Annotated in this window: 13 protein-coding genes, 2 tRNA genes and 3 rRNA genes; 14 read left to right on the top strand and 4 right to left on the bottom strand. The window is 56.1% G+C overall.

Annotated features, from left to right (window positions below; translation table 11 throughout):
• The first annotated feature begins 135 nt into the window (after positions 1-135).
• A complete protein-coding gene (locus tag DQN55_RS19455) occupies positions 136-1,221 on the top strand; it encodes a calcium:cation antiporter (RefSeq protein WP_048382627.1) in 1,086 nt (361 codons plus the stop codon).
• Between the two features lie 488 nt (positions 1,222-1,709).
• On the opposite strand, the gene DQN55_RS19450 is transcribed toward DQN55_RS19455, so the two are convergent.
• The 3 genes from DQN55_RS19450 to DQN55_RS19440 are packed head-to-tail and all read right to left on the bottom strand — an operon-like array spanning position 1,710 to position 3,952.
• Positions 1,710-2,312, bottom strand: a complete 603-nt coding sequence (locus tag DQN55_RS19450; protein WP_048382626.1) for an IMPACT family protein — start codon at positions 2,310-2,312, stop codon at positions 1,710-1,712.
• Positions 2,313-2,323: 11 nt separating this feature from the next.
• On the bottom strand, positions 2,324-2,974 hold the full coding sequence (locus DQN55_RS19445) for a TetR/AcrR family transcriptional regulator (RefSeq protein WP_048382625.1): 651 nt from the start codon (positions 2,972-2,974) through the stop codon (positions 2,324-2,326).
• Positions 2,975-3,031: 57 nt separating this feature from the next.
• A complete protein-coding gene (locus DQN55_RS19440; RefSeq protein ID WP_048382624.1) occupies positions 3,032-3,952 on the bottom strand; it encodes a LysR family transcriptional regulator in 921 nt (306 codons plus the stop codon).
• Positions 3,953-4,075: 123 nt separating this feature from the next.
• On the opposite strand from DQN55_RS19440, the gene DQN55_RS19435 reads away from it, so the two are divergent.
• The 13 genes from DQN55_RS19435 to DQN55_RS19370 all read left to right on the top strand — a co-directional run bounded on the left by DQN55_RS19435 (position 4,076) and on the right by DQN55_RS19370 (position 24,650).
• Entirely contained in the window at positions 4,076-5,425 is a 1,350-nt protein-coding gene (locus DQN55_RS19435; RefSeq protein ID WP_048382623.1) for an omega-aminotransferase AptA, read from the top strand.
• Positions 5,426-5,505: 80 nt separating this feature from the next.
• Positions 5,506-6,999 (top strand): CoA-acylating methylmalonate-semialdehyde dehydrogenase, encoded by a 1,494-nt coding sequence (locus DQN55_RS19430; RefSeq protein ID WP_048382622.1) that lies wholly within the window; start codon positions 5,506-5,508, stop codon positions 6,997-6,999.
• Positions 7,000-7,564: 565 nt separating this feature from the next.
• Positions 7,565-9,101: ribosomal RNA gene (locus DQN55_RS19420) — 16S ribosomal RNA — on the top strand.
• A 122-nt stretch (positions 9,102-9,223) separates the two neighbouring features.
• Positions 9,224-9,300, top strand: a tRNA-Ile gene (locus DQN55_RS19415).
• Positions 9,301-9,330: 30 nt separating this feature from the next.
• Positions 9,331-9,406: transfer RNA gene (locus tag DQN55_RS19410), tRNA-Ala, on the top strand.
• 235 nt (positions 9,407-9,641) lie between these two features.
• Positions 9,642-12,533, top strand: a 23S ribosomal RNA gene (locus tag DQN55_RS19405).
• 157 nt (positions 12,534-12,690) lie between these two features.
• Positions 12,691-12,806: ribosomal RNA gene (rrf, locus tag DQN55_RS19400) — 5S ribosomal RNA — on the top strand.
• The 16S, 23S and 5S rRNA genes sit together here with 2 tRNA genes alongside, the layout of an rRNA operon.
• A gap of 165 nt (positions 12,807-12,971) precedes the next feature.
• Positions 12,972-16,421: an exodeoxyribonuclease V subunit gamma gene (recC, locus tag DQN55_RS19395; RefSeq protein ID WP_048383447.1), complete on the top strand. Its 3,450-nt coding sequence runs from the start codon at positions 12,972-12,974 to the stop codon at positions 16,419-16,421.
• Positions 16,421-20,107 (top strand): exodeoxyribonuclease V subunit beta, encoded by a 3,687-nt coding sequence (gene recB / locus DQN55_RS19390; protein ID WP_048383449.1) that lies wholly within the window; start codon positions 16,421-16,423, stop codon positions 20,105-20,107. The genes recC and recB overlap by 1 nt, the downstream gene beginning before the upstream one ends.
• Positions 20,104-22,188, top strand: a complete 2,085-nt coding sequence (gene recD / locus DQN55_RS19385; RefSeq protein ID WP_048383451.1) for an exodeoxyribonuclease V subunit alpha — start codon at positions 20,104-20,106, stop codon at positions 22,186-22,188. Before recB ends, recD begins: the two co-directional genes overlap by 4 nt.
• A gap of 103 nt (positions 22,189-22,291) precedes the next feature.
• Positions 22,292-22,867, top strand: coding sequence for a regulatory sequestration protein YfiR (locus DQN55_RS19380; protein WP_048383453.1), 576 nt, complete (start codon positions 22,292-22,294; stop codon positions 22,865-22,867).
• Positions 22,864-24,138 (top strand): diguanylate cyclase DgcN/YfiN, encoded by a 1,275-nt coding sequence (locus DQN55_RS19375; RefSeq protein ID WP_048383455.1) that lies wholly within the window; start codon positions 22,864-22,866, stop codon positions 24,136-24,138. The genes DQN55_RS19380 and DQN55_RS19375 overlap by 4 nt, the downstream gene beginning before the upstream one ends.
• A gap of 8 nt (positions 24,139-24,146) precedes the next feature.
• Positions 24,147-24,650 (top strand): outer membrane lipoprotein YfiB, encoded by a 504-nt coding sequence (locus DQN55_RS19370; RefSeq protein WP_048383457.1) that lies wholly within the window; start codon positions 24,147-24,149, stop codon positions 24,648-24,650.
• Between the two features lie 73 nt (positions 24,651-24,723).
• Here the strand turns inward: DQN55_RS19370 and DQN55_RS19365 are convergent, their stop codons facing one another.
• On the bottom strand, positions 24,724-25,671 hold the full coding sequence (locus tag DQN55_RS19365; protein ID WP_048383459.1) for a LysR family transcriptional regulator: 948 nt from the start codon (positions 25,669-25,671) through the stop codon (positions 24,724-24,726).
• Positions 25,672-25,745: the final 74 nt, after the last annotated feature.

Raw genomic sequence — 25,745 nt, 5'->3', positions numbered from 1 at the left:
CGCAGCCCAGGCTGTACTTGCCAGTCAAGTGATGATCAAGACGCTGATAGCTGAACTAAGGTGTAACGAAACGTTAGCGAGTTGCAGGTGTCTGTAGCCGGCGACGTTAATGGCTACTCCGACAAAAGGCTCTCAATGCTGACTTTAATCAAAGACGAAAAACTCCTGCTGCTGGCGATTGTCATGGCCTGTCTGACATTCCCGTTTGAGCACTGGTTGCTGCATAGCGGCCAGGTCACGGCGTTGGTGGCAGGCTTTGTGCTGATTGCCGCGATTGTTTGTGCCTCGATGCGCGTGGCGCATCATGCGGAGCTGCTGGCAGAAAGATTCGGTGATCCATACGGGACGATGATCCTTACGCTTTCAGCGGTATTGGTTGAAGTCGTGATCCTGGCGATCATGATGAGTAACGAAGCCTCTCCCACGCTGGTGCGTGACACCATCTATTCGGCGGTGATGCTCGACATCAACGGCATCCTGGGCTTGGCGGCCCTGATGGGAGGCATCAAGCACGGCGAGCAGTCTTACAACGACGATTCGGCCCGTACCTACAGCGTGATGATTCTGACCGCGATGGCTGTCTCGATGGTGGTGCCTGAATTTATCCCCAAGGCTGACTGGAAAATCTATTCAGCCTTCACCATTGGCGCAATGGTGGTGCTCTATACCTTGTTCTTGCGCATGCAGGTGGGGCCGCACAGCTACTTCTTCAGTTACAGCTACCCTGAGAAAAAAGCCCACAAGCGCACGGCAGAAGAGCCACAGGGCAATCTGCAGTTTTCAATCGGTATGTTGGTGCTAGGGGTCATTGTGATCGGTGCGCTGGCGGAGGTGATGTCCAAGACTCTGGATCTTGGCCTGGAAGGCACGGGGGCACCCCCGGTCATCACCGCCATCGTGGTGGCGACCATTTCGGCGGCGCCGGAAATCCTGACGGCCTTGCGCGCGGCGCTGGCCAATCGTATGCAATCGGTGGTTAACGTCGCCTTGGGCGCCTCATTGTCGACGGTGATTCTGACCGTGCCGGCCATGGAGGCGATGGCCCTGTATACCGGGCAACCGTTCCAGATGGCCATGACACCGGTACAAACGGTGATGGTCCTGATCACTCTGGTGGTGAGCGCAATCAACCTGAACGATGGTCAAACCAATGCGATTGAAGGTATGACCCATTTTGTATTGTTTGCGACGTTCATCATGTTGTCGTTTCTGGGGCTGTAACCCGTGGGCCGCCTGCATCGCGCATGACCGGGGATGGCCCAGACTTTGTAGTCCCCTCGACCATCCCGCCGACCCAGCGTCTGAAGATGTAGGCATATGATGCTATGCGAGTAGGACTTGATTTTTAACGCAGTCAGAAAAGAAATGGCGTATAGAGAAAGTGGTTAAAAAACGTACAAAAATAAGCAGGCGTTATGGGGGTTGGATCCGAGGGGAGTTTGCACGGGTTATCCACAGGTTGTTCCACAGTAACTGTGTGCAACTTGAAAGCATGGCTATAAGTACCTGGCTGCTTTGTTCTAACCGCGATAACAGGCTCTAACTGTCTGTTTTTATTATAAAAATACTCAGCATGCCGGAAGTTGGTTGAAAAACGTACAAAACGCCGGAGTGCCCGTGAAACAAGGGCTGCAGCCGTGTGTACTCAGGTTATCCACAGCCGGGTGCACAGCGACTGTGGGCAATTGTTATGCAGCGATATAGCCGTTTTATTCAGCGGGATCCACGGCAGATCTGTGCAGCAAAATTCTGCCGCGACTGAGTCCTGACAGGTGCTGTTGCAGAGGCGCTATGTGCTCTTCGGCCAGAGCCAGACGCAGTTCAACCCCGTTGGCCGTGAACGTCTCGTCGATCAGTATTCCGTTCAGTTCGGCCAACCGCAGTTTTACCAGGGCTAGCTCGTTGAAGTCGCAGGCGCATTTCAGTTCCACGCGTCTGAACAGAGGCAGCTTCTCGGCGTTTTGCAGGCACTTGTTGGCTCCGCCGCCATAAGCGCGTGCCAGTCCGCCAGTCCCCAGTTGAATACCGCCATACCAGCGGATGACCAGCACGACCACTTGATCACAGTCTTGCGCTTCAATGGCTGAGAGTATCGGGCGCCCGGCGGTGCCCCCCGGTTCTCCGTCATCACTGCTGCGATATTGATCCCCGAGCTTCCAGGCCCAGCAGTTGTGCGAGGCGTTATGGTCGCTGTGTTGTTCAATGAACTCTTGGGCTTGCCGGGCGTTGTTGATCGGCGCCGCGAGGGTGATAAATCGGCTTTTGCGGATTTCTTCGCGGTATTCGCAAAGGCCCGTGAGGGTTGAAGGCATATCAGTTCCGCTTAGACAGTAGGCGTCAGGCCGCAGCCTTTGAGGATGATGCGAATCAGGTTGTCGCTGGCAACGTGCATGTCTTGCTTGGTCAAGCGTGAGCGTCCCGTTACGCGGCAGATCTGTGTCGCAAAGTCGGCGTAATGCTGGGTACTGCCCCACAAGAGGAAGATCAGATGCACCGGATCGACCGGGTCCATCTTGCCGGCATCAATCCAGGCCTGAAACACTGCTGCGCGACTTTGGAACCAGGCGCGGTAGTCTTGAGTGAAGTACTCGGTCAGACATACACCGCCACTGATGATTTCCATCGCAAATACACGCGATGCCTGGGGGTGCTGGCGTGAGAACTCCATCTTGGCCCGGATGTAGCTGCTCAAGGCCCGGGCCGGATCGTCTTCGGCGCGCAGTGTATTGAAAGTGCTGTCCCACAACTCGAGAATGTTGCTCAATACCGCAATATAGAGCCCCAACTTGTTGGAGAAGTAGTAATGCAGGTTGGCTTTGGGCAGACCGGCCTTGAGGGCGATGGCGTTCATGCTGGTGCCTTTGAAACCATGACGGGCAAACTCATCCTCGGCGGCCTTGAGAATGGCCTCTTCGTTTTTTTGACGAATACGTCCGGCAGGTTTGCCGTCGTGGGCGGGGACTTCAAAGGTCATAGGTCTTCCAGAGCATACTGTGTGGGAGTAATCAGTGCGACGACACGATTTTTCACGTTAACGTGTCGCTTCCAGGCTCTCAAGGAAACTTTCCAGCACCAGATGTGGGCGGCGGCCCTTTCGCGTGACTGAAGCCAGGCTCAAATCATAGAAACGTGTGGTGGCTTTGAGAGCCCGAAGGCGGCCTTGTTGCACCCAAAAGCTTGCGTAGTGATCGGGAAGATAGCCGATATAGCGTCCGGTCAGAATCAGAAACGCCATACCTTCGCGGTCCGAGGCGCTGGCGGTGCAGTTGAGTGCCTGATAATGCGCTTGAATCTCGGCGGGCAGGCGAAAGGTCGGTGCAATGGCATCCTGTTCATTGAGGCGCTGATCTTCGAGTTGCCGGTCATCGACATAAAACAACGGATGACCCACGGCGCAATAAAGCTGCGAACGCTCGCTGTACAGCGGTTGATACTCCAGCCCTGACAGTGCAGTGGCTTGCGGTACGACACCGACATGCAGGCGCCCATCGAGCACGCCTTGCTCGACTTCGCTGGGCGGGATCATTCGAATGTGGATGCGTACGTCTGGCCCGCGCTCTTTGAGTTGTGCCAGTGCATGGGTGATTCGCATGTGGGGCAGGGTGACGAGGTTATCGGTCAGGCCGATGGTCAGCTCGCCACGCAAATGTTGGTGCAGACCGTTTACTTCAGTACGAAAACTCTCCAGCGCGCCAAGTAATTGCAGAGATGATTGATACACCTCGCGACCTTCCTCTGTCAGAGAAAACCCCGCTCTGCCGCGTTGACACAGGCGTAATCCTAAACGCTGTTCAAGATCGCTCATTTGCTGGCTGATTGCCGAGCGTCCAATCCCCAGCACGGTCTCTGCCGCAGAAAAACCGCCGCACTCCACCACGCTGCGAAAAATACGCAGCAACCGGATATCAAAGTCGCTGACCTGGGCCAGTGCATCGGGACGACGGCTGCTCATAGTTTAGTAGGTGCCCAACTAAAGGTTAGAAGAGTTGTGTTTCATCGACTTTATAGCCGTGGCAATTTAGGTGCAAGAACGCTTTCAATCCCGTGCCGCTTTCTGCTTTGCGAGGTTTTGCTGATGAACATGCCCGAGAACGCCGAAGTTACCGTGACCAGCCAGCTCAAACTGGATGCTCACTGGATGCCTTACACCGCCAACCGTAACTTCCATCGTGACCCGCGTTTTATCGTGGGTGCCAAGGGTAGTTATCTGACAGACGATAAGGGTCGGCAGATTTACGACTCGCTCTCAGGTCTTTGGACCTGTGGTGCAGGGCATACTCGCAAGGAAATTCAGGAAGCCGTGGCCAAGCAGTTGGGCACACTCGATTACTCGCCGGCGTTCCAATACGGACACCCGCTGTCATTCCAGTTGGCAGAGAAAATTACTGCACTGACACCGGGCAATCTCAATCACGTGTTCTTTACTGACTCGGGTTCGGAGTGTGCTGACACCGCAGTGAAGATGGTGCGTGCTTATTGGCGGTTGAAAGGTCAATCGAGCAAAACCAAGATGATTGGCCGTGCCCGCGGTTATCACGGTGTGAACATTGCGGGTACCAGCCTGGGCGGTGTGAACGGTAACCGTAAGATGTTTGGCCAGGCGATGATGGATGTGGATCATTTGCCGCATACGCTGCTGGCGAGCAACGCGTTCTCGCGCGGTATGCCGGAGCAGGGCGGAATTGCCTTGGCCGATGAGCTGCTCAAGTTGATCGAACTGCACGATGCGTCGAATATCGCGGCGGTTTTTGTGGAGCCTATGGCCGGCTCGGCAGGGGTACTGGTCCCCCCACAGGGTTATCTGAAACGACTGCGCGAAATATGTGACCAGCACAATATTCTGCTGGTGTTCGATGAAGTGATCACCGGGTTTGGCCGTACAGGTGCAATGTTTGGTGCTGACAGTTTTGGCGTGACACCTGACTTGATGTGTATTGCCAAGCAAGTCACTAACGGTGCCATTCCAATGGGCGCTGTCATTGCAACCAGCGAAATCTATCAGACGTTCATGAATCAGCCGACGCCTGAGTACGCGGTTGAATTTCCGCATGGCTACACCTATTCGGCGCATCCGGTGGCGTGTGCCGCAGGTCTAGCTGCGCTTGATCTGCTGCAAAAAGAAAACCTGGTTCAGAGCGTGGCTGAAGTTGCACCGCATTTTGAGAATGCGCTGCACGGTCTGAAGGGCGTGAAAAACATCATCGATATCCGTAACTATGGGCTGGCCGGCGCGATTCAGATCGCACCGCGGGACGGCGATGCAATTGTGCGTCCGTTCGATGCCGCGATGAAACTCTGGAAGGCTGGCTTCTACGTACGCTTTGGCGGAGACACCCTGCAGTTTGGGCCAACCTTCAACAGTAAGCCGCAAGATCTGGATCGTTTGTTCGATGCTGTCGGCGAAGCACTTAATCAGATCGACTGATCCTTCTATATAGAAGAGACATTTTTGAATTTTGACAGGCGTGACAGTTTCGCGCCTGTGCATAACTTTTTGGAGTCCCAATGAGCACGATTCAACATTTGATCAACGGCGAAATGCTGAGCGATTCTGTCCGTACCGCTGATGTGTATAACCCCTCGACCGGTAAAGTGATTCATCAGGTTCCGTTGGCCAGTCGCGAGACGATTCAAAAAGCTATTGATGCAGCCAAGGCAGCCTTTCCTGCCTGGCGCAACACACCTGCGGCCAAGCGTGCCCAGGTGATGTTCCGTTTCAAGCAATTGCTGGAGCAGAACGAAGCACGGATTGCGCAGTTAATCAGTGAAGAGCATGGCAAGACACTTGAAGACGCTGCAGGTGAATTGAAGCGCGGGATTGAGAACGTCGAGTACGCTTGCTCCGCTCCTGAAATCCTGAAGGGCGAATACAGCCGCAACGTAGGCCCGAACATTGACGCATGGTCCGACTTTCAGCCATTGGGTGTGGTCGCGGGTATTACGCCTTTCAACTTCCCGGCAATGGTTCCGCTGTGGATGTACCCGCTGGCCATTGTTTGCGGCAACTGTTTCATTCTTAAACCATCGGAACGTGATCCGAGCTCGACCCTGCTGATCGCTCAGCTGTTGCAGGAAGCCGGTTTGCCCAAAGGCGTGATGAACGTGGTGCACGGTGACAAGTCTGCAGTGGATGCGCTGATCGAAGCGCCGGAAGTAAAAGCACTGAGCTTTGTCGGGTCCACACCTATTGCCGAGTACATCTACGCCGAAGGTACAAAGCGCGGAAAACGCGTTCAGGCACTGGGTGGTGCGAAAAACCATGCGGTTCTGATGCCGGATGCTGACCTTGATAACGCAGTCAGTGCATTGATGGGAGCGGCTTACGGTTCATGCGGCGAGCGTTGCATGGCGATTTCGGTGGCCGTGTGCGTAGGCGACCAGGTGGCGGATGCACTGGTGGCCAAGCTGGTCCCGCAAATCAAGGCACTGAAAATTGGCGCAGGCACGACTTGCGGGCTGGACATGGGACCTTTGGTTACCGGACAGGCGCGTGACAAGGTTAGCGGCTATGTCGAAGACGGCGTGGCAGCGGGTGCCGAGCTGGTGGTTGACGGTCGTGGCCTGAGTATCAAGGATCATGAAGAGGGCTTCTTCCTGGGGGGGTGCCTGTTCGACCGCGTGACGCCTGAGATGCGCATCTATAAAGAAGAGATCTTTGGTCCGGTGTTGTGCATTGTCCGGGTGAATAGCCTGGAAGCGGCGATGCAGTTGATCAACGATCATGAATACGGCAACGGTACTTGTATCTTTACCCGTGATGGCGAAGCGGCACGTCTGTTCTGCGATGAGATTGAAGTGGGGATGGTCGGGGTTAACGTTCCGTTGCCAGTTCCTGTGGCTTATCACAGCTTTGGCGGGTGGAAGCGCTCGTTGTTTGGTGATCTGCATGCCTATGGGCCGGATGGCGTGCGCTTTTACACGCGCCGCAAGGCTATTACCCAGCGCTGGCCGCAGCGCGCAAGCCATGAAGCTTCGCAGTTTGCCTTCCCGAGCCTGTAATCACAGCACTGCTATATAGAAGAAAAGAGGCCAGCCGTCAGGCTGGCCTCTGCTTTTGGGGGCTTTTAAGGCGATATGGCAGAAATATTAAATGAGTGCTTGACCTGGAAATCCAACGGCCTATAATTCGCCCCACTTCCGGCGCAGTCGAAACGGAAAACTCCTTGAGTTTCAATGAGTTGGATTGGTTTTCGACGGTGTCAGCTTCAAGTTATCGAAGCAGGAAATGAGGTGTTGACAGCAGCGTGTAACGCTGTAGAATTCGCCTCCCGCTAACGAGCAATCGATAGCGCAAGTGGTTGAAGTTACAGAGGAAACTTTGAAAACTTCTTAAAATAACCGCTTGACAGCAATAGAGGCTGCTGTAGAATGCGCGCCTCGGTTGAGCGAAAGCTTAACCAACCGCTCTTTAATAACTGAATCAAGCAATTCGTGTGGGTGCTTGTGGAGTCAGACTGATAGTCAAAAAGATTATCAGCATCACAAGTTACTCCGCGAGAAATCAAAGATGTAACCAACGATTGCTGAGCCAAGTTTAGGGTTTTCTCAAAACCCAAAGATGTTTGAACTGAAGAGTTTGATCATGGCTCAGATTGAACGCTGGCGGCAGGCCTAACACATGCAAGTCGAGCGGTAGAGAGGTGCTTGCACCTCTTGAGAGCGGCGGACGGGTGAGTAATACCTAGGAATCTGCCTGGTAGTGGGGGATAACGTTCGGAAACGGACGCTAATACCGCATACGTCCTACGGGAGAAAGCAGGGGACCTTCGGGCCTTGCGCTATCAGATGAGCCTAGGTCGGATTAGCTAGTTGGTGAGGTAATGGCTCACCAAGGCTACGATCCGTAACTGGTCTGAGAGGATGATCAGTCACACTGGAACTGAGACACGGTCCAGACTCCTACGGGAGGCAGCAGTGGGGAATATTGGACAATGGGCGAAAGCCTGATCCAGCCATGCCGCGTGTGTGAAGAAGGTCTTCGGATTGTAAAGCACTTTAAGTTGGGAGGAAGGGCATTAACCTAATACGTTAGTGTTTTGACGTTACCGACAGAATAAGCACCGGCTAACTCTGTGCCAGCAGCCGCGGTAATACAGAGGGTGCAAGCGTTAATCGGAATTACTGGGCGTAAAGCGCGCGTAGGTGGTTTGTTAAGTTGGATGTGAAATCCCCGGGCTCAACCTGGGAACTGCATCCAAAACTGGCAAGCTAGAGTATGGTAGAGGGTGGTGGAATTTCCTGTGTAGCGGTGAAATGCGTAGATATAGGAAGGAACACCAGTGGCGAAGGCGACCACCTGGACTGATACTGACACTGAGGTGCGAAAGCGTGGGGAGCAAACAGGATTAGATACCCTGGTAGTCCACGCCGTAAACGATGTCAACTAGCCGTTGGGAGTCTTGAACTCTTAGTGGCGCAGCTAACGCATTAAGTTGACCGCCTGGGGAGTACGGCCGCAAGGTTAAAACTCAAATGAATTGACGGGGGCCCGCACAAGCGGTGGAGCATGTGGTTTAATTCGAAGCAACGCGAAGAACCTTACCAGGCCTTGACATCCAATGAACTTTCCAGAGATGGATTGGTGCCTTCGGGAACATTGAGACAGGTGCTGCATGGCTGTCGTCAGCTCGTGTCGTGAGATGTTGGGTTAAGTCCCGTAACGAGCGCAACCCTTGTCCTTAGTTACCAGCACGTAATGGTGGGCACTCTAAGGAGACTGCCGGTGACAAACCGGAGGAAGGTGGGGATGACGTCAAGTCATCATGGCCCTTACGGCCTGGGCTACACACGTGCTACAATGGTCGGTACAAAGGGTTGCCAAGCCGCGAGGTGGAGCTAATCCCATAAAACCGATCGTAGTCCGGATCGCAGTCTGCAACTCGACTGCGTGAAGTCGGAATCGCTAGTAATCGTGAATCAGAATGTCACGGTGAATACGTTCCCGGGCCTTGTACACACCGCCCGTCACACCATGGGAGTGGGTTGCACCAGAAGTAGCTAGTCTAACCTTCGGGAGGACGGTTACCACGGTGTGATTCATGACTGGGGTGAAGTCGTAACAAGGTAGCCGTAGGGGAACCTGCGGCTGGATCACCTCCTTAATCGACGACATCAGCTGCTCCATAAGTTCCCACACGAATTGCTTGATTCATTGAAGAAGACGATAGAAGCAGCTTTAAGCTCCAAGCTGATAGCTCAGGCTAACAGTTGCAAGCTCGAAATTGGGTCTGTAGCTCAGTTGGTTAGAGCGCACCCCTGATAAGGGTGAGGTCGGCAGTTCGAATCTGCCCAGACCCACCAATTTTGTGTGGAAATAGCCTGTAGAGATATGGGGCCATAGCTCAGCTGGGAGAGCGCCTGCCTTGCACGCAGGAGGTCAACGGTTCGATCCCGTTTGGCTCCACCATTACTGCTTCTGTATCGTAAAGCTTAGAAATGAGCATTCCATCAGACGATGGTGAATGTTGATTTCTGATCTTTTGATTAGATCGTTCTTTAAAAATTTGGGTATGTGATAGAAAGATAGACTGGATAGCACTTTCACTGGTGTTTATTCAGGCTAAGGTAAAATTTGTGAGTTAAATTGCGAATTTTCGGCGAATGTCGTCTTCATAGTATAACCAGATTGCTTGGGGTTATATGGTCAAGTGAAGAAGCGCATACGGTGGATGCCTTGGCAGTCAGAGGCGATGAAAGACGTGGTAGCCTGCGAAAAGCTTCGGGGAGTCGGCAAACAGACTTTGATCCGGAGATGTCTGAATGGGGGAACCCACCTAACATAAGTTAGGTATCTTAAGCTGAATACATAGGCTTAAGAAGCGAACCAGGGGAACTGAAACATCTAAGTACCCTGAGGAAAAGAAATCAACCGAGATTCCCTTAGTAGTGGCGAGCGAACGGGGACCAGCCCTTAAGCTGTATTGATGTTAGCGGAACGCTCTGGAAAGTGCGGCCATAGTGGGTGATAGCCCTGTACGCGAAAACATCTTTACAGTGAAATCGAGTAGGACGGAGCACGAGAAACTTTGTCTGAATATGGGGGGACCATCCTCCAAGGCTAAATACTACTGACTGACCGATAGTGAACTAGTACCGTGAGGGAAAGGCGAAAAGAACCCCGGAGAGGGGAGTGAAATAGATCCTGAAACCGTATGCGTACAAGCAGTGGGAGCCCACTTTGTTGGGTGACTGCGTACCTTTTGTATAATGGGTCAGCGACTTATTTTCAGTGGCGAGCTTAACCGAATAGGGGAGGCGTAGCGAAAGCGAGTCTTAATAGGGCGTCTAGTCGCTGGGAATAGACCCGAAACCGGGCGATCTATCCATGGGCAGGTTGAAGGTTGGGTAACACTAACTGGAGGACCGAACCGACTACCGTTGAAAAGTTAGCGGATGACCTGTGGATCGGAGTGAAAGGCTAATCAAGCTCGGAGATAGCTGGTTCTCCTCGAAAGCTATTTAGGTAGCGCCTCATGTATCACTGTAGGGGGTAGAGCACTGTTTCGGCTAGGGGGTCATCCCGACTTACCAAACCGATGCAAACTCCGAATACCTACAAGTGCCGAGCATGGGAGACACACGGCGGGTGCTAACGTCCGTCGTGAAAAGGGAAACAACCCAGACCGTCAGCTAAGGTCCCAAAGTTATGGTTAAGTGGGAAACGATGTGGGAAGGCTTAGACAGCTAGGAGGTTGGCTTAGAAGCAGCCACCCTTTAAAGAAAGCGTAATAGCTCACTAGTCGAGTCGGCCTGCGCGGAAGATTTAACGGGGCTCAAACCATACACCGAAGCTACGGGTATCACTTAGGTGATGCGGTAGAGGAGCGTTCTGTAAGCCTGTGAAGGTGAGTTGAGAAGCTTGCTGGAGGTATCAGAAGTGCGAATGCTGACATGAGTAACGATAATGGGTGTGAAAAACACCCACGCCGAAAGACCAAGGTTTCCTGCGCAACGTTAATCGACGCAGGGTTAGTCGGTCCCTAAGGCGAGGCTGAAAAGCGTAGTCGATGGAAAACAGGTTAATATTCCTGTACTTCTGGTTATTGCGATGGAGGGACGGAGAAGGCTAGGCCAGCTTGGCGTTGGTTGTCCAAGTTTAAGGTGGTAGGCTGGAATCTTAGGTAAATCCGGGATTCTAAGGCCGAGAGCTGATGACGAGTGTTCTTTTAGAACACGAAGTGGTTGATGCCATGCTTCCAAGAAAAGCTTCTAAGCTTCAGGTAACCAGGAACCGTACCCCAAACCGACACAGGTGGTTGGGTAGAGAATACCAAGGCGCTTGAGAGAACTCGGGTGAAGGAACTAGGCAAAATGGCACCGTAACTTCGGGAGAAGGTGCGCCGGTGAGGGTGAAGCATTTACTGCGTAAGCCCACGCCGGTCGAAGATACCAGGCCGCTGCGACTGTTTATTAAAAACACAGCACTCTGCAAACACGAAAGTGGACGTATAGGGTGTGACGCCTGCCCGGTGCCGGAAGGTTAATTGATGGGGTTAGCTAACGCGAAGCTCTTGATCGAAGCCCCGGTAAACGGCGGCCGTAACTATAACGGTCCTAAGGTAGCGAAATTCCTTGTCGGGTAAGTTCCGACCTGCACGAATGGCGTAACGATGGCGGCGCTGTCTCCACCCGAGACTCAGTGAAATTGAAATCGCTGTGAAGATGCAGTGTATCCGCGGCTAGACGGAAAGACCCCGTGAACCTTTACTATAGCTTTGCACTGGACTTTGAATTTGCTTGTGTAGGATAGGTGGGAGGCTTTGAAGCGTGGACGCCAGTCTGCGTGGAGCCAACCTTGAAATACCACCCTGGCAACTTTGAGGTTCTAACTCAGGTCCGTTATCCGGATCGAGGACAGTGTATGGTGGGTAGTTTGACTGGGGCGGTCTCCTCCTAAAGAGTAACGGAGGAGTACGAAGGTGCGCTCAGACCGGTCGGAAATCGGTCGTAGAGTATAAAGGCAAAAGCGCGCTTGACTGCGAGACAGACACGTCGAGCAGGTACGAAAGTAGGTCTTAGTGATCCGGTGGTTCTGTATGGAAGGGCCATCGCTCAACGGATAAAAGGTACTCCGGGGATAACAGGCTGATACCGCCCAAGAGTTCATATCGACGGCGGTGTTTGGCACCTCGATGTCGGCTCATCACATCCTGGGGCTGAAGCCGGTCCCAAGGGTATGGCTGTTCGCCATTTAAAGTGGTACGCGAGCTGGGTTTAGAACGTCGTGAGACAGTTCGGTCCCTATCTGCCGTGGACGTTTGAGATTTGAGAGGGGCTGCTCCTAGTACGAGAGGACCGGAGTGGACGAACCTCTGGTGTTCCGGTTGTCACGCCAGTGGCATTGCCGGGTAGCTATGTTCGGGAAAGATAACCGCTGAAAGCATCTAAGCGGGAAACTTGCCTCAAGATGAGATCTCACTGGAACCTTGAGTTCCCTAAAGGGCCGTCGAAGACTACGACGTTGATAGGTTGGGTGTGTAAGCGCTGTGAGGCGTTGAGCTAACCAATACTAATTGCCCGTGAGGCTTGACCATATAACACCCAAGCAATTTGCTGACTCGAAAGAGCGCCAGATTGCGGTGTGTGAAGACGATACAAACCGAAAGTTTGCAATTCACAAAGCACCGACTCTATTACATACCCATTCGCTGGAGCGTGAACCGCAAGGTAAACGACCTGGCTACCGAATTTCTTGACGACCATAGAGCATTGGAACCACCTGATCCCATCCCGAACTCAGTAGTGAAACGATGCATCGCCGATGGTAGTGTGGGGTTTCCCCATGTGAGAGTAGGTCATCGTCAAGATTAAATTCCAAACCCCCTGTCTGCTCACGCAGACAGGGGGTTTGTTTTTGTGCCAAGAAAAGCCAGGTGCTCTGCTCCCGCCAGGCCTGCAGCTAGACTCTCACCAATCCCTCCGAGCAATGTTAAGGTTCGCCTTTGGATTTGCTTTCTCCTAAGGATGCCGACATGCCGGTTGCTACGTCTCTCAATGCGGGTTTCATGGTGGTTCACGGTAACCGCCTCGATGAGTTACGCAGCCTGGTTGTCAGCTGGATGCGCCGCTATCCTTTGGCGCCTTTGGAAAACGAAATTGCGTTGGTCCAGAGCAATGGCATTGCCCAATGGCTGAAGCTGGCTCTGGCAGGGGACGCTCAGGACGATGACTCTGGCGGCTGTGGTATTGCCGCAGCGGTGGATGTGCAACTGCCCGGCAGTTTCATGTGGCAGCTTTATCGACTCGTTCTGGGCAGCGAAGAGATCCCGGCCAAGTCTCTGCTGGATAAAGCCCCCCTGACCTGGCGCTTGATGCGTTTGCTCCCCGCTCTGATCGATCAACCGCACTTTGAACCGCTCCAGCGCTTCCTGACCCATGACACCGACTTGCGCAAGCGCTACCAGCTCTCAGAACGTCTTGCAGACTTGTTTGACCAATACCAGGTCTATCGGGCGGACTGGCTGGAGGACTGGGCAGCCGGTCGTCATCAATTGCGCAATGCACGGGGCGAAAGCCCGGCCCTGAGCCCGGCCAATTGCTGGCAGGCCGAGTTGTGGCGCGCGTTGTTGCTGGATGTCGGGGAGGAGGGTATGTCCCAGAGCCGGGCAGGCGTGCACCAACGCTTTATCGAGAAAATAAACAGTCTCGAGCAAGCCCCGCCCGGCTTACCGGCGCGAGTGATCGTGTTCGGTATTTCCTCGCTGCCTGCACAGGCGCTCGAAGCATTGGCCGGGCTGGCCCGGTTCAGCCAGGTGTTGCTGTGTGTTCACAATCCATGCCGACACCACTGGTCTGACATCGTGGCTGACAAAGACCTGCTGCGTCATCAGTACAAACGCCAAGCCCGCAAAGTCGGGATGCCTACAGCGCTGGACCCTGACATCCTGCATCAACACGCACATCCATTGCTTGCAGCGTGGGGAAAGCAGGGTCGCGACTACATCAACCTGCTCGACAGTTACGATGACCCCAACAGTTATCGTGCGGCTTTTCGGGACGGGCGTATCGACCTGTTCAGTGAAGTTGAACCGCTCAACATGCTGAACCAGTTGCAGGATGACATTCTGGAGTTGCGTCCACTCAACGAAACCCGTGATCTGTGGCCTCCTGTCGATCCAGCGCAAGACAATTCAATCCGCTTCCACGTTGCTCACAGTGCGCAGCGAGAAGTTGAGATTCTTCACGACCAGTTACTTGCGCGATTTAGTGAAAATCCTGAGCTGCAGCCTCGAGACGTGATTGTGATGGTGCCCGATGTTGACAGTTATGCACCGCATATCCGCGCTGTATTCGGACAAATCGAACGTGACGATCGCCGGTTTATTCCCTACACCCTGGCCGATCAAGGTCAGCGTGGACGTGATCCTTTACTGATTGCCATTGAGCATCTGCTGAAGTTGCCTGATAGCCGCTTCCCGGTCAGTGAAATTCTGGACCTGCTGGATGTCCCAGCCCTGCGTGCTCGTTTTAAGGTACAAGAGCGCGACTTGCCGACCTTGCATCGTTGGATTGAGGGCGCGGGGATTCGCTGGGGGTTGAATGCCGAGCAGCGGGCAGGCCTTGGCTTGCCGTCACAACTGGAGCAAAACAGTTGGCGTTTCGGCTTGCGTCGCATGTTGCTCGGCTATGCCGTCGGCAGTGGCGAGGCCTGCGATGGCATCGAGCCCTATGATGAAATTGGCGGCCTTGATGCGGTATTGATCGGACCGCTCGTGGCATTGCTTGATGCCCTGGAAATTGCCCACCAGGAACTGTCGCAACCAGCATTGCCGCAACAGTGGGGGGAGCGCCTGCAAGCCTTGATGCAGCTGTTCTTCCAAGCCGAAACCGAGCATGACGATTACTTGCTGGCCCAGCTTGAGGAGCTGCGCGAAACATGGCTGGAGACCTGTGAACAGGTGGGGCTGCAGGATGAGTTACCGCTGACGGTGGTGCGCGAAGCATGGCTGGCCGGACTCGACCAAGGCAAGTTGTCACAACGCTTTCTGGCCGGTGCCGTCAATTTTTGTACCTTGATGCCCATGCGTGCGATCCCGTTCAAGCTGGTATGCCTGCTGGGCATGAATGATGGTGACTACCCGCGAGCACAGCCGCCTCTGGATTTTGACTTGATGGGCAGCGACTATCGTCCGGGCGATCGATCCCGCCGTGAGGATGATCGTTATCTGCTGCTCGAAGCGCTGCTTTCTGCCCGGGATCAGCTTTATGTCAGTTGGGTAGGGCGCAGTATTCGCGACAACTCAGAGCGTCCGGCCTGTGTATTGATTGGCCAGTTACGTGATCACCTGGCCAGCGGCTGGCAACTGGCGGGCGACCATGACCTGCTGGATGCCATGACCCAGGAGCATCCGCTTCAGCCGTTCAGTACGCGTTATTTCCATGAAGGCGATTCGAACCTGTTCAGTTATGCCCGTGAATGGCAGCAATTGCATGAGCCCAAGCCTGAGCGAACCCCGCCCGCCACGCTGGAAGCCTATCAACAGGAAGAACCGCTGAACCTGACGCAGTTGCAGGATTTTTTTCGTAACCCTGTTCGTCACTTCTTTAGTCAGCGTCTGAAAGTCTTCTTTGAGGCAGCCGAAGTGCCTTTAGCGGATGAAGAGCCATTCGTGCTTGATGCGTTACAGCGTTACACCTTGAGTGACAGCTTGCTCGAAGCCGCACTGGCGCAGCCTGATCAGTTTGAGCAGGCCTTGCATACTCGTGCCTTGCGGTTGCAGGGCAGCGGCTTGTTGCCCATGGCGGGTTTTGGCGAGTGCCTGCAGCATGAGTTGATTGAACCACTGCCGGATGTGTTGCAACGCTATCAGCAGTTACTGGCTCTTTGGCCGACGCCGCTTAACACTGCCTTGCCTGTCCGTTTCGACGATCACGGCGTGCTGCTTGAGGGATGGCTCAGTCACCTGCATCAGCGAAGTGACAATGGTTTATTGTCCATCACGACGATTCCTAACAGCATCGGCGCAGTTAAAACCCGTAAATGGCACCGTCTGACTCGCCCCTGGGTTAATCATCTGGTGGCCTGTGCCAGCGGCCTGGACATGTCTACCGCGCTGGTGGCCAGCGATGACACTTTGCTGCTAGGGCCTCTGGAGCCCGGGCAAGCCCGTGACATTCTGGGTAATTTGCTGGTGTCCTGGAAAGTCGGCATGGGGCGTCCGCTGCCCGTTGCGGTCAAAACGGCATTTGCCTGGCTGGCACAGACAGACCCGGCCAAGGCCGACGCTGCAGCGCAGAAAGCCTACGAAGGTGACGGACAAACCAGCGACGGTGAGCGCCGCGAAAGCGCAGCCTTGGCCCGCCAGTTTCCGGACTATGCGGCCTTGATGGCCAATGCTGAATTCGAAGGGTGGTGCGACGCCCTTTATCGACCCCTATTTGAGGCGCCCTGGCGTTCATTGAGCAGCGAGGCAGCCCGTTGATGAGTGCGCAAACCCTACCTTTGGCACTAGGCTTTCCGTTACGCGGCAGCCAGTTGATTGAAGCCAGCGCCGGCACCGGCAAAACCTTCACTATCTCAGCGCTCTATCTGCGTTTGATATTGGGGCACGGTGGCGATGGCGCGGACTTTGGCCGCGAGTTGCTACCGCCGCAAATCCTGGTGGTGACCTTCACCGATGCGGCGACCAAAGAGCTGCGTGATCGTATTCGTACCCGGCTGGCAGAGGCTGCACGGTATTTCCGTGACGAGATTGACGCCCCCGATGCCTTGGTTGCGCAGCTGCGTGATCAATTCGATCCCGGGCAATGGGCAGCGTGCGCCGGGCGCCTCGATATCGCTGCGCAGTGGATGGATGAGGCTGCGGTTTCGACCATCCACAGTTGGTGCCAGCGGATGCTGCGTGAGCACGCTTTTGACAGCGGCAGTCTGTTCACCCAAACGCTTGAAACCGACCACAGTGATTTACTGGGCGAAGTATTACGCGACTATTGGCGACTGTTTTGCTACCCCATGCACGGCGATGCATTGAACTGGGTACGTGCCAACTGGAGCGGGCCTGCTGCTTTGTTGCCGCGGGTTCGGGCACTGTTCGCCAGCTCGCGTCAGGCGCCTGTCACAGAGCAAACGCCGGCAGAAATGATTGAGGCTTGTTTGCAGCAGCGTCGCGAGGCGCTGTCACAACTTAAAACGCCGTGGCTGCAATGGGCCCAGGCGTTGCGCGAGATTTGCCTGCAAGGCGTTGCCAGTAAAACGGTCGACGGTCGAAAAATGCAGGCCCGCTATTTTGAGCCCTGGTTTGAAAAACTCAGCGCCTGGGCCAGCGATGATTCCCAGGAGCAACTGGACCTGGGCACCGGTTTCAGCCGTCTGACCCCGGACGGTATGGCCGAGGCCTGGAAAGGTGAGCCACCGCAGCATCCGGCACTGGACGCGATGCTTGGCCTGAAAGCGGCGCTCGATGCCTTGCCGACCCCGGATGCCGCCGTTCTGCAGCATGCGGCACGCTGGGTGAGCGTGCGTTTTGAAGAAGAAAAACGTCGCCGCGCCGAGATGGGCTTCGATGACATGCTGCTCAGACTGGACAATGCCCTGCAGGCAGAGGGTGGTGAGCGATTGGCGACCCTGATTCGCGAACAGTTCCCGGTGGCGCTGATTGATGAATTTCAGGACACCGACCCGGTGCAGTACCGCATCTTCCAAACCGTCTACCGCATCGAAGACAACAACCCCGACACCGGCCTGTTCCTGATCGGTGATCCGAAGCAGGCGATCTACGCCTTTCGCGGTGCTGACATCTACACCTATTTGCGTGCCCGTCACGCTACTCAGGGGCGACTGCACACGCTGGACACCAACTTCCGTTCAAGTCACGCGATGGTCAACGCGGTAAACCACATCTTTGAGCGGGCCGAGCAGAGAGAGGCTGGACGGGGGGCATTCCTGTTCCGCGAGGGTTCTGAAAACCCTGTGCCATTTGTTTCGGTGAAATCCCAGGGGCGCAAGGAAGTCTTGCAGCTGGACGGTCAGCCCGCCACTGCGTTAACCCTCTGGCAATTGCCTTCAGAGCAGCCGGTGTCGGGTGCGGTTTACCGTCAGCAACTGGCGGCAGTGTGTGCCAGCCAGATTGTTGAGTTGCTCAATGGCGGGCAACAAGGTCGCTGCGGCTTTGCCCTGGACGGCCACATTGTGCGAGGTGTGTTGCCGGCTGATATCGCGATTCTGGTACGTGACGGTAAGGAGGCGCAGGCTGTTCGGCGCGAACTGTCGAATCGTGGTGTGCGTAGCGTTTACTTGTCGGATAAGGATTCGGTTTACGCCGCGCAGGAAGCGCACGATGTGTTGGCCTGGCTCAAAGCCTGCGCCGAGCCTGATGTCGAGCGCCCCCTGCGCGCCGCGCTGGCGTGCATCACGTTGGACCTGCCCTTGATCGAGCTGGAGCGTTTGAATCAGGACGAACTGGCCTGGGAAAAACGCGTTATGCAATTTCGTGGCTACCGCGAAACCTGGCGCAAGCAAGGGGTGCTCGCCATGTTGCGCCGTTTGCTCCACGACTTTGAATTGCCCCAGGCACTGATCGCCCGGGTCGATGGCGAGCGTGTCTTGACCAATGTGCTGCACCTGTCCGAGCTCTTGCAACAGGCTGCCGCCGAACTGGATGGTGAGCAGGCGTTGATCCGGCATCTGGCCGAACACCTGGCATTGTCCGGGCAGGCGGGCGAAGAGCAGATCCTGCGTCTTGAAAGCGATGAACAGCTGGTCAAAGTGGTGACCATCCACAAGTCCAAGGGCCTGGAATATCCTTTGGTGTTCTTGCCGTTCATCTGTTCGGCAAAGCCTGTGGATGGCAGTCGTCTGCCCTTGCATTACCACGATGCCCAAGGCAATGCCCACGTCAGTTTGAGCCCTGTACCGGAGCTGATCGTCCAGGCCGATGACGAGCGTCTGGCCGAAGACTTGCGCTTGCTCTACGTGGCGTTGACCCGTGCCCAGCATGCTTGCTGGCTCGGTGTGGCCGACCTCAAGCGGGGTAACAACAATCGCTCGGTTTTGCACCTTTCGGCTTTGGGTTACCTGTTGGGTGGCGGGGCGTTGCTCGCCGAGTCTGTCGGGCTGGAACGCTGGCTTGCCGACACGCAGCAAGGGTGTGAAGGCATGCAGTGCATGCCTGTGCCTCTCGTTAGCGAGCAGCATTTCTACCCGCCGGCCAATCAAGCGAGCTTGCTGAAACCTCGCGTCCCGGTGCGGCGCGCAGCCGAGAACTGGTGGATTGCGTCCTACAGTGCATTGCGCATCAGCGACAGCCTTAGCCCAGCCGAGGCACCTGAAAGCGCCTTGGCGCAGAAGCTTTCGGATGACGAGCGTCTGGATCCCGATGCACCGCGTGATGTGTTGCTCAGCGGTGGCGATATTCACCGCTTTCCTCGTGGGCCCAATCCCGGGACCTTCCTTCACGGCCTGCTTGAATGGGCCGGGAGCGAAGGGTTCAAGGCCACCCCGCCGGCCATCCACGATGCGGTGGCGCGGCGGTGTAACCGGCGCGGCTGGCAGGGCTGGATCGAAACCCTGAGCGACTGGCTGCACCACCTGCAGGATGAACCGCTGCGTCTGAACAATGGTCAGCCAGCGGTGGTGTTGAGCCAGTTGGGTCAGTACCAGATCGAAATGGAGTTCTGGTTCGCCAGCCACAAAGTGGATGTGGTGCAACTGGACGCGCTTGTGCGTCAGCACACTCACGGCGGCGTTTCGCGTGCCGCGGCCGAGCCGAGCTTGCTCAATGGCATGTTCAAAGGATTTATCGACCTGACCTTCGAGCATGCCGGACGCTATTACGTGGCGGACTACAAATCCAACTGGTTGGGCAGCGACGACGAGGCCTATACCGAGCACGCGATGACGGCCTCCATTCTGGATAACCGCTACGACCTGCAATACGTCTTGTATCTGTTGGCCCTGCACCGTCAACTCAAAGCGCGGCTGGCTGATTACGACTACGACCGGCATATGGGGGGTGCGCTGTATTTATTCTTGCGCGGTACCCGCTCTCAAGGGCAGGGCGTGTTCTTTACACGGCCACCGCGATTGTTGATCGAAAGCCTGGACCTGATGTTCCAGGGCAAACCCCGGCAGCAGGCTGAACCGGCGTGGGAACAGGGAGTGTTGTTATGAGTCGTTCATTTGCCGAGCTGTTGCCGACACCGTTGACGGCCGAAAGCCTTGCCCGGTTGCAACCCTTGAACCAGGCCGACGACTTGCTGCTGTTGCTGGAACGTTGGGTCGAGCGGGGCTGGTTACGTGCGCTGGATAAAGCGTTCGTAGCGTTTCTCCATGAGCGTGATCCGCACGGGGATCCGTTGGTGTTGTTGGCGGCGGCGTTGACCAGTCATCAGTTGGGCCACGGGCATGTGTGCCTGGATTTGTTTGAAACCCTCAAGGAGCCGGACTTCGCACTGTCTCTGCCACCTGAAGGCGATCTCCAGACCGGGGCCATGTTGCTGCCCTCGCAGTTGCTGGAGGCGCTGGATGGTAACGCCTGGTGCAAGGCCCTGCAGGGCAGTGCGTTGGTCGAGCATGCAGGCCGGCCGACGGCAGATGCCGCCAGCCGGCCTTTGGTCCTGAGCGAGCGCCGTCTGTATTTACGTCGTTACTGGGCTTATGAGCGAAGAATCGACAGCGCGTTGCGCCAGCGCCTGGCGGCCCCGGAACCCACACCGGATGACTTGCCAGCGCGTTTGACGGCATTGTTCGGCACGCCAGCGGCCACTGCACCGATTGACTGGCAGAAACTGGCTTGCGCCGTGGCTACCCGTGGTGCCTTCAGCATCGTGACCGGGGGCCCGGGTACCGGCAAAACCACCACTGTGGTGCGTTTGCTGGCTCTGCTCCAAGCCCCTGCTGTCGAAGCGGGCGTGCCATTGCGCATCCGTCTGGCGGCGCCAACCGGCAAGGCGGCAGCCCGCCTGACCGAGTCCATCAGCCTGCAAGTCAAATCGTTGGAAGTGGACGACAAGGTCAGGCAAAAAATCCCCAGCGACGTGACGACGGTTCACCGCCTGCTGGGCAGCCGTCCCGGCACGCGACACTTTCGTCATCATGCGGGTAACCGTCTACCGCTGGATGTATTGGTGGTCGACGAAGCGTCGATGATCGATCTGGAGATGATGGCCAACCTGCTGGATGCCTTGCCGGCCCATGCACGGTTGGTGCTGCTGGGGGACAAGGATCAACTGGCCTCGGTAGAAGCCGGTGCCGTGCTGGGTGATCTGTGCCGTGATGCAGAGGCAGGCTGGTACTCCCCGCAAACCCGTGCGTGGCTGGAGCAGGTCAGCGGTGAACAGCTCAGTACCAGTGACCTGCAGCAAGACCTGGACGGTACGCATCCATTGGCCCAGCAAGTAGTGATGTTGCGTCATTCACGACGTTTTGGTGAAGGCAGTGGCATCGGTCAGCTCTCGCGACTGGTCAATCAGCAACAGTCCCGGGAGGCACGGGCGTTATTGGCGGCCGGCAGCCATGCCGACTTGTTCGCGCTGCCGCTCAAAGGCGAGCGTGACCGTGCCTTTGAGCGCTTGGCGCTGGAGGGCCGAAGTGCCGAGGCCAAGGGCTACCGGCATTATCTTGAAGTGTTGCGCAATCAGCGGCCGGCGGTAGATGTCGGGCTGGAAGACCCGTGTTGGGCCGCCTGGGCGGGCAAGGTACTGGACGCATTCGAGGCGTTCCAGGTGCTGTGTGCCGTACGCAAGGGGCCATGGGGGGTAGAGGGCTTGAATGAACGCATTACCCGCGCCTTGTACGCCAGCCAGTTGATCGACAGCGATCAGCATTGGTATGAAGGCCGCCCGGTGTTGATGACCCGTAATGATTACGGTCTGGGCTTGATGAATGGTGACATTGGTATCGCGCTCAAACTCCCGGAGCGTGATGGCCAGACGCAACGTTGTGTATTGCGCGTGGCGTTTGCCCGCAACGACGGACAGGGCGGGATCCGCTTTGTTCTGCCAAGCCGGCTCAATGATGTTGAAACGGTGTACGCCATGACCGTTCACAAGTCGCAGGGCTCGGAGTTTTCGCACACGGCGCTGGTCCTGCCGGAAGCACTCAATCCGGTTTTGACCAAAGAGCTGATCTACACCGGCATCACTCGCGCCAAGCACTGGTTCAGCCTGATCGAGCCGCGTGCCGGAGTGTTTGAAGAGGCTGTGCAGCGCAAGGTCAAACGCTTGAGCGGCTTGATGTTGGACTTGACTTAATTCGGGCGGAGGAGTCGACAGAGTGTGATGTGTGTCACAGTCTGGACAAAGGCTGTGCTATCGTTGCGACATTACTCCTACAACGATATCAGAGAAATCCTGCATGGACGTGGCAGTCTCTTCAGCGGAACAGCATCTTGGATGGCGGCTGTGGCTGCTACTCCTTGGTGTGTTGCTGCTGAGCACTCCTTGCCTGGCTCAACCAGTAGTGCCGATAAATCTGGCTGATCAACGTGCCAAAGCCGTTACCCAAGTTGTTCTGGGGATACTCAGCTACGCTCGCTGGCCGACAGAGCCCACCCAATTACAGTTGTGTGTGATCGGGCCTACCGAATACACCGACGACCTGCTTAAAGGTGCGACTCAATCCAGCGGTAGGCCGGTGCACGTCCGTCGTTTGCTGACGAATAATCCCACTATTCCCAGTGACTGCAACGCTGTGTACCTCGGCAAGTTAAGTGCGCAAGAGCGCAGCCACCTGTTTAGCCGGCTGAATGGACTGGCCGTGCTGAGCATCAGTGAAGACGGTAACCAATGCACCGTCGGCAGCCTGTTTTGTCTGCACATCAGCGATCAGAAAGTCTCGTTTGAGGTCAACCTCGATTCCGTTTCCCGCAGTGGCGTGCGCATTCACCCCAGTGTGTTGCAGCTGTCACGCCGCCGGGAAGCCCAGCCATGAGCCAGCCAAAAACGCCTGAAAATCGTAGGCACCGTCTGCGCTCGGTGTTGCGCAGAGGTCACCTGGGCGTTGCATTGGTCGCCGTAACACTGGCCAGTGTCTCGCTCACATTGTTGGGCACTCTGGCGCTCAAGGTCTACGCTGATCACAACCTGCAGTTGATTGCCCGTGCCATCAATTACACCGTGGAAGCGGCCGTGGTGTTCGATGATCGGGCGGCGGCGACCGAAGCATTGGCGATGATTTCGTCCACCGAGGCGGTGGCCAAGGCCGAGATCTATACCGCGCAGGGCGAGTTGCTGGCGCAATGGCAGCGTCCCGAAAACGGCGTGATGTCGAAGGTTGAAATGCTGTTGGCCAACAGTCTGCTTGAGCAACCGATCAGCGTGCCTATCCAGCATCAGGGTGAAGAGATCGGGACGGTGGTGGTCAGTGTGCATGGCGCCAATATGTTGAGCTTTTTACTCGGTGGCGTGATTGGGGTCATGGTGTGCACAGCCTTGAGTGTATGGAGTGCGTTGTACCTGTCGCGCCGTTTGCTGGGGGGCATCACCGGGCCGCTGCAGCAACTGGCCGAGGTCGCTCACGCCGCACGGTGCGAACGGGCGTTCGATCGTCGAGTACCACCCGCCGATATCGCGGAGCTGGACGACTTGGGCAACGACTTCAATGCGTTGCTCGATGAGCTGGAATCATGGCAAAGCCACTTGCAGAACGAAAACCAGACCCTGGCGCACCAGGCCAATCATGACTCGCTGACCAATCTGCCCAATCGCGGCTACTTTGAAGCGCGGCTGGCGCGTACGTTGCGTTCGCTGCACAAACCCACCGAAAAAGCTGCGGTGCTGTTTCTCGACAGCGACCGTTTTAAGGACATCAACGACACCTTCGGTCATGCCGCGGGCGATGCGGTGTTGATGGCGGTGGCGACGCGGGTTCGCGGTCAGCTGCGCGAAGATGATGTGGTGGCGCGCATGGGAGGTGACGAGTTTGCAATTCTCCTGACCCCGCTGCACAGGATCGAAGACGCTCAACGGATTGCTGACAAAATCATCCTCAGCATGCTTGAGCCGATTCAATTGCCCGGTAAAACCACGGCAGTGACCTCGCTTAGCATTGGTATTGCCGTTTATCCCGACCATGGAGCAGACCCGGATACGTTGCTGCGTGCGGCAGACTCGGCGATGTACCAGGCCAAACGCCTCGCTCGAGGCGGACAACAGATCGCGGTGCTGGAGTGCCCCGTTAATTCCGTTATTTCCAGGAGCTAGTTTTCCCCATGCGTGCTTTGATCCAACGTTATTCACCGTTTTTCGGGGTTGCCATGTTGTTGGCAATGCTGGCTTTGAACGGCTGTCAGACAGCCCCGCAAAAGGGCTTGAACCCGGCGCAGATTGCAGTATTGCAACAGCAAGGTTTTGAGCTCACGGAAGAAGGTTGGGCGTTTGGCCTGTCGGGAAAAGTACTGTTTGGCAGTGACCTTGAAGTGCTCAATGCGCAAAGCCAGGAAATCGTTGAACGTATCGGCACCGCCTTGCTTGCCGTCGACATTCAGCGGGTGCGGGTTGATGGCCATACCGACGCCTCGGGGCAGGAGTCTTATAACGAACAGCTTTCAGTGCGCCGCGCCAACAGCGTGGTCAAGGTGCTGACCCGTACGGGCATGCGTCCTGAGAATATCCAGATCCGCGGGCTGGGCAGCCGCGAACCCGTCGCGTCGAACAAAACCCGTGCCGGACGCACTGAAAACCGCCGGGTGTCGATCGTGGTGATCGCCGATTAAAGGCTGTTTGTAGCTGCTGCCAGGGGCTGCGATGGCGTGTAGCAGCCCTGGTATCGCGAAGACCCTCCGGACCTTAGTCCGCAAACTTCATCCCCCGGGTTTCCCCCAGCAACAACGGTGCATTCAGCTCAGTGACCTCGCGGATGTAATCCCACAACAGGGTGATCCGCTTGAGCTTGCGCAGGTCCTCGCGGCAGTACATCCAGAACTGCCGTGTCAGGTTGATCTCCTGCGGCAGTACCGGCAGCAAACGCGGGTCCTGGGCGGCCAGAAAACACGGCAGAATCGCCAGTGAACGGCCTTGCTGAGCGGCCACGTACTGTGCGATCACGCTGGTGCTGCGCAGATTGGCGCTGGCGCCGGGCAGCACATTGGCCAGGTACAGCAACTCCGAGCTAAATGCCAAATCGTCGACGTAACTGATAAACGGGTGCTCTGCCAGGTCAGAAGGCCGGCGGATCGGCGGGTGCTGATCCAGATATTCCTGGGTCGCAAACAGCTGCAGTCGGTAATCGCACAGCTTGCAGCACACGTAGGGGCCGTGTTCCGGGCGCTCCAGCGCGATGACGATATCCGCCTCGCGCTTGGACAGGCTGATGAAGTGCGGCAGTGGCAGGATATCCACCGAGATTGCCGGGTAGGCATCCACAAAGTGACTCAACTGTGGGGTGATGAAAAAGCTGCCGAAACCCTCGGTACAGCCCATGCGCACATGGCCCGACAATGCCACGCCAGAGCCTGAAACCTGCTCGCAGGCCATGTGCAGCGTGCTTTCGATCGACTCGGCATAACCCAGCAGACGCTGACCTTCGCTGGTCAGGGTAAAGCCATTGGTGCGCGACTTTTCAAACAGCAAAGTGCCGAGTGCGGCCTCCAGCGAGCTGATGCGGCGCGACACGGTCGTGTAGTCCACGGCCAGGCGTTTGGCTGCGCTGCTGGCTTTGCGGGTGCGGGCCACCTCAAGAAAAAACTTCAGGTCGTCCCAGTTCAAAGCGCTTAACGATGTGATGTTTTTTTGCATGTTAGACCGGCTTTTATGTGCGTTCTTATTAGAAGAACGCACACCTATACTCCAAAAACAGTCCTGCGACCAAT

This window comes from Pseudomonas taetrolens (genome assembly GCF_900475285.1).
In the GTDB taxonomy this organism is placed as follows: domain Bacteria; phylum Pseudomonadota; class Gammaproteobacteria; order Pseudomonadales; family Pseudomonadaceae; genus Aquipseudomonas; species Aquipseudomonas taetrolens.
The sequence above is the reverse complement of the archived record's forward strand: the minus strand, read 5'-3'. Positions and strand labels throughout refer to the sequence as shown.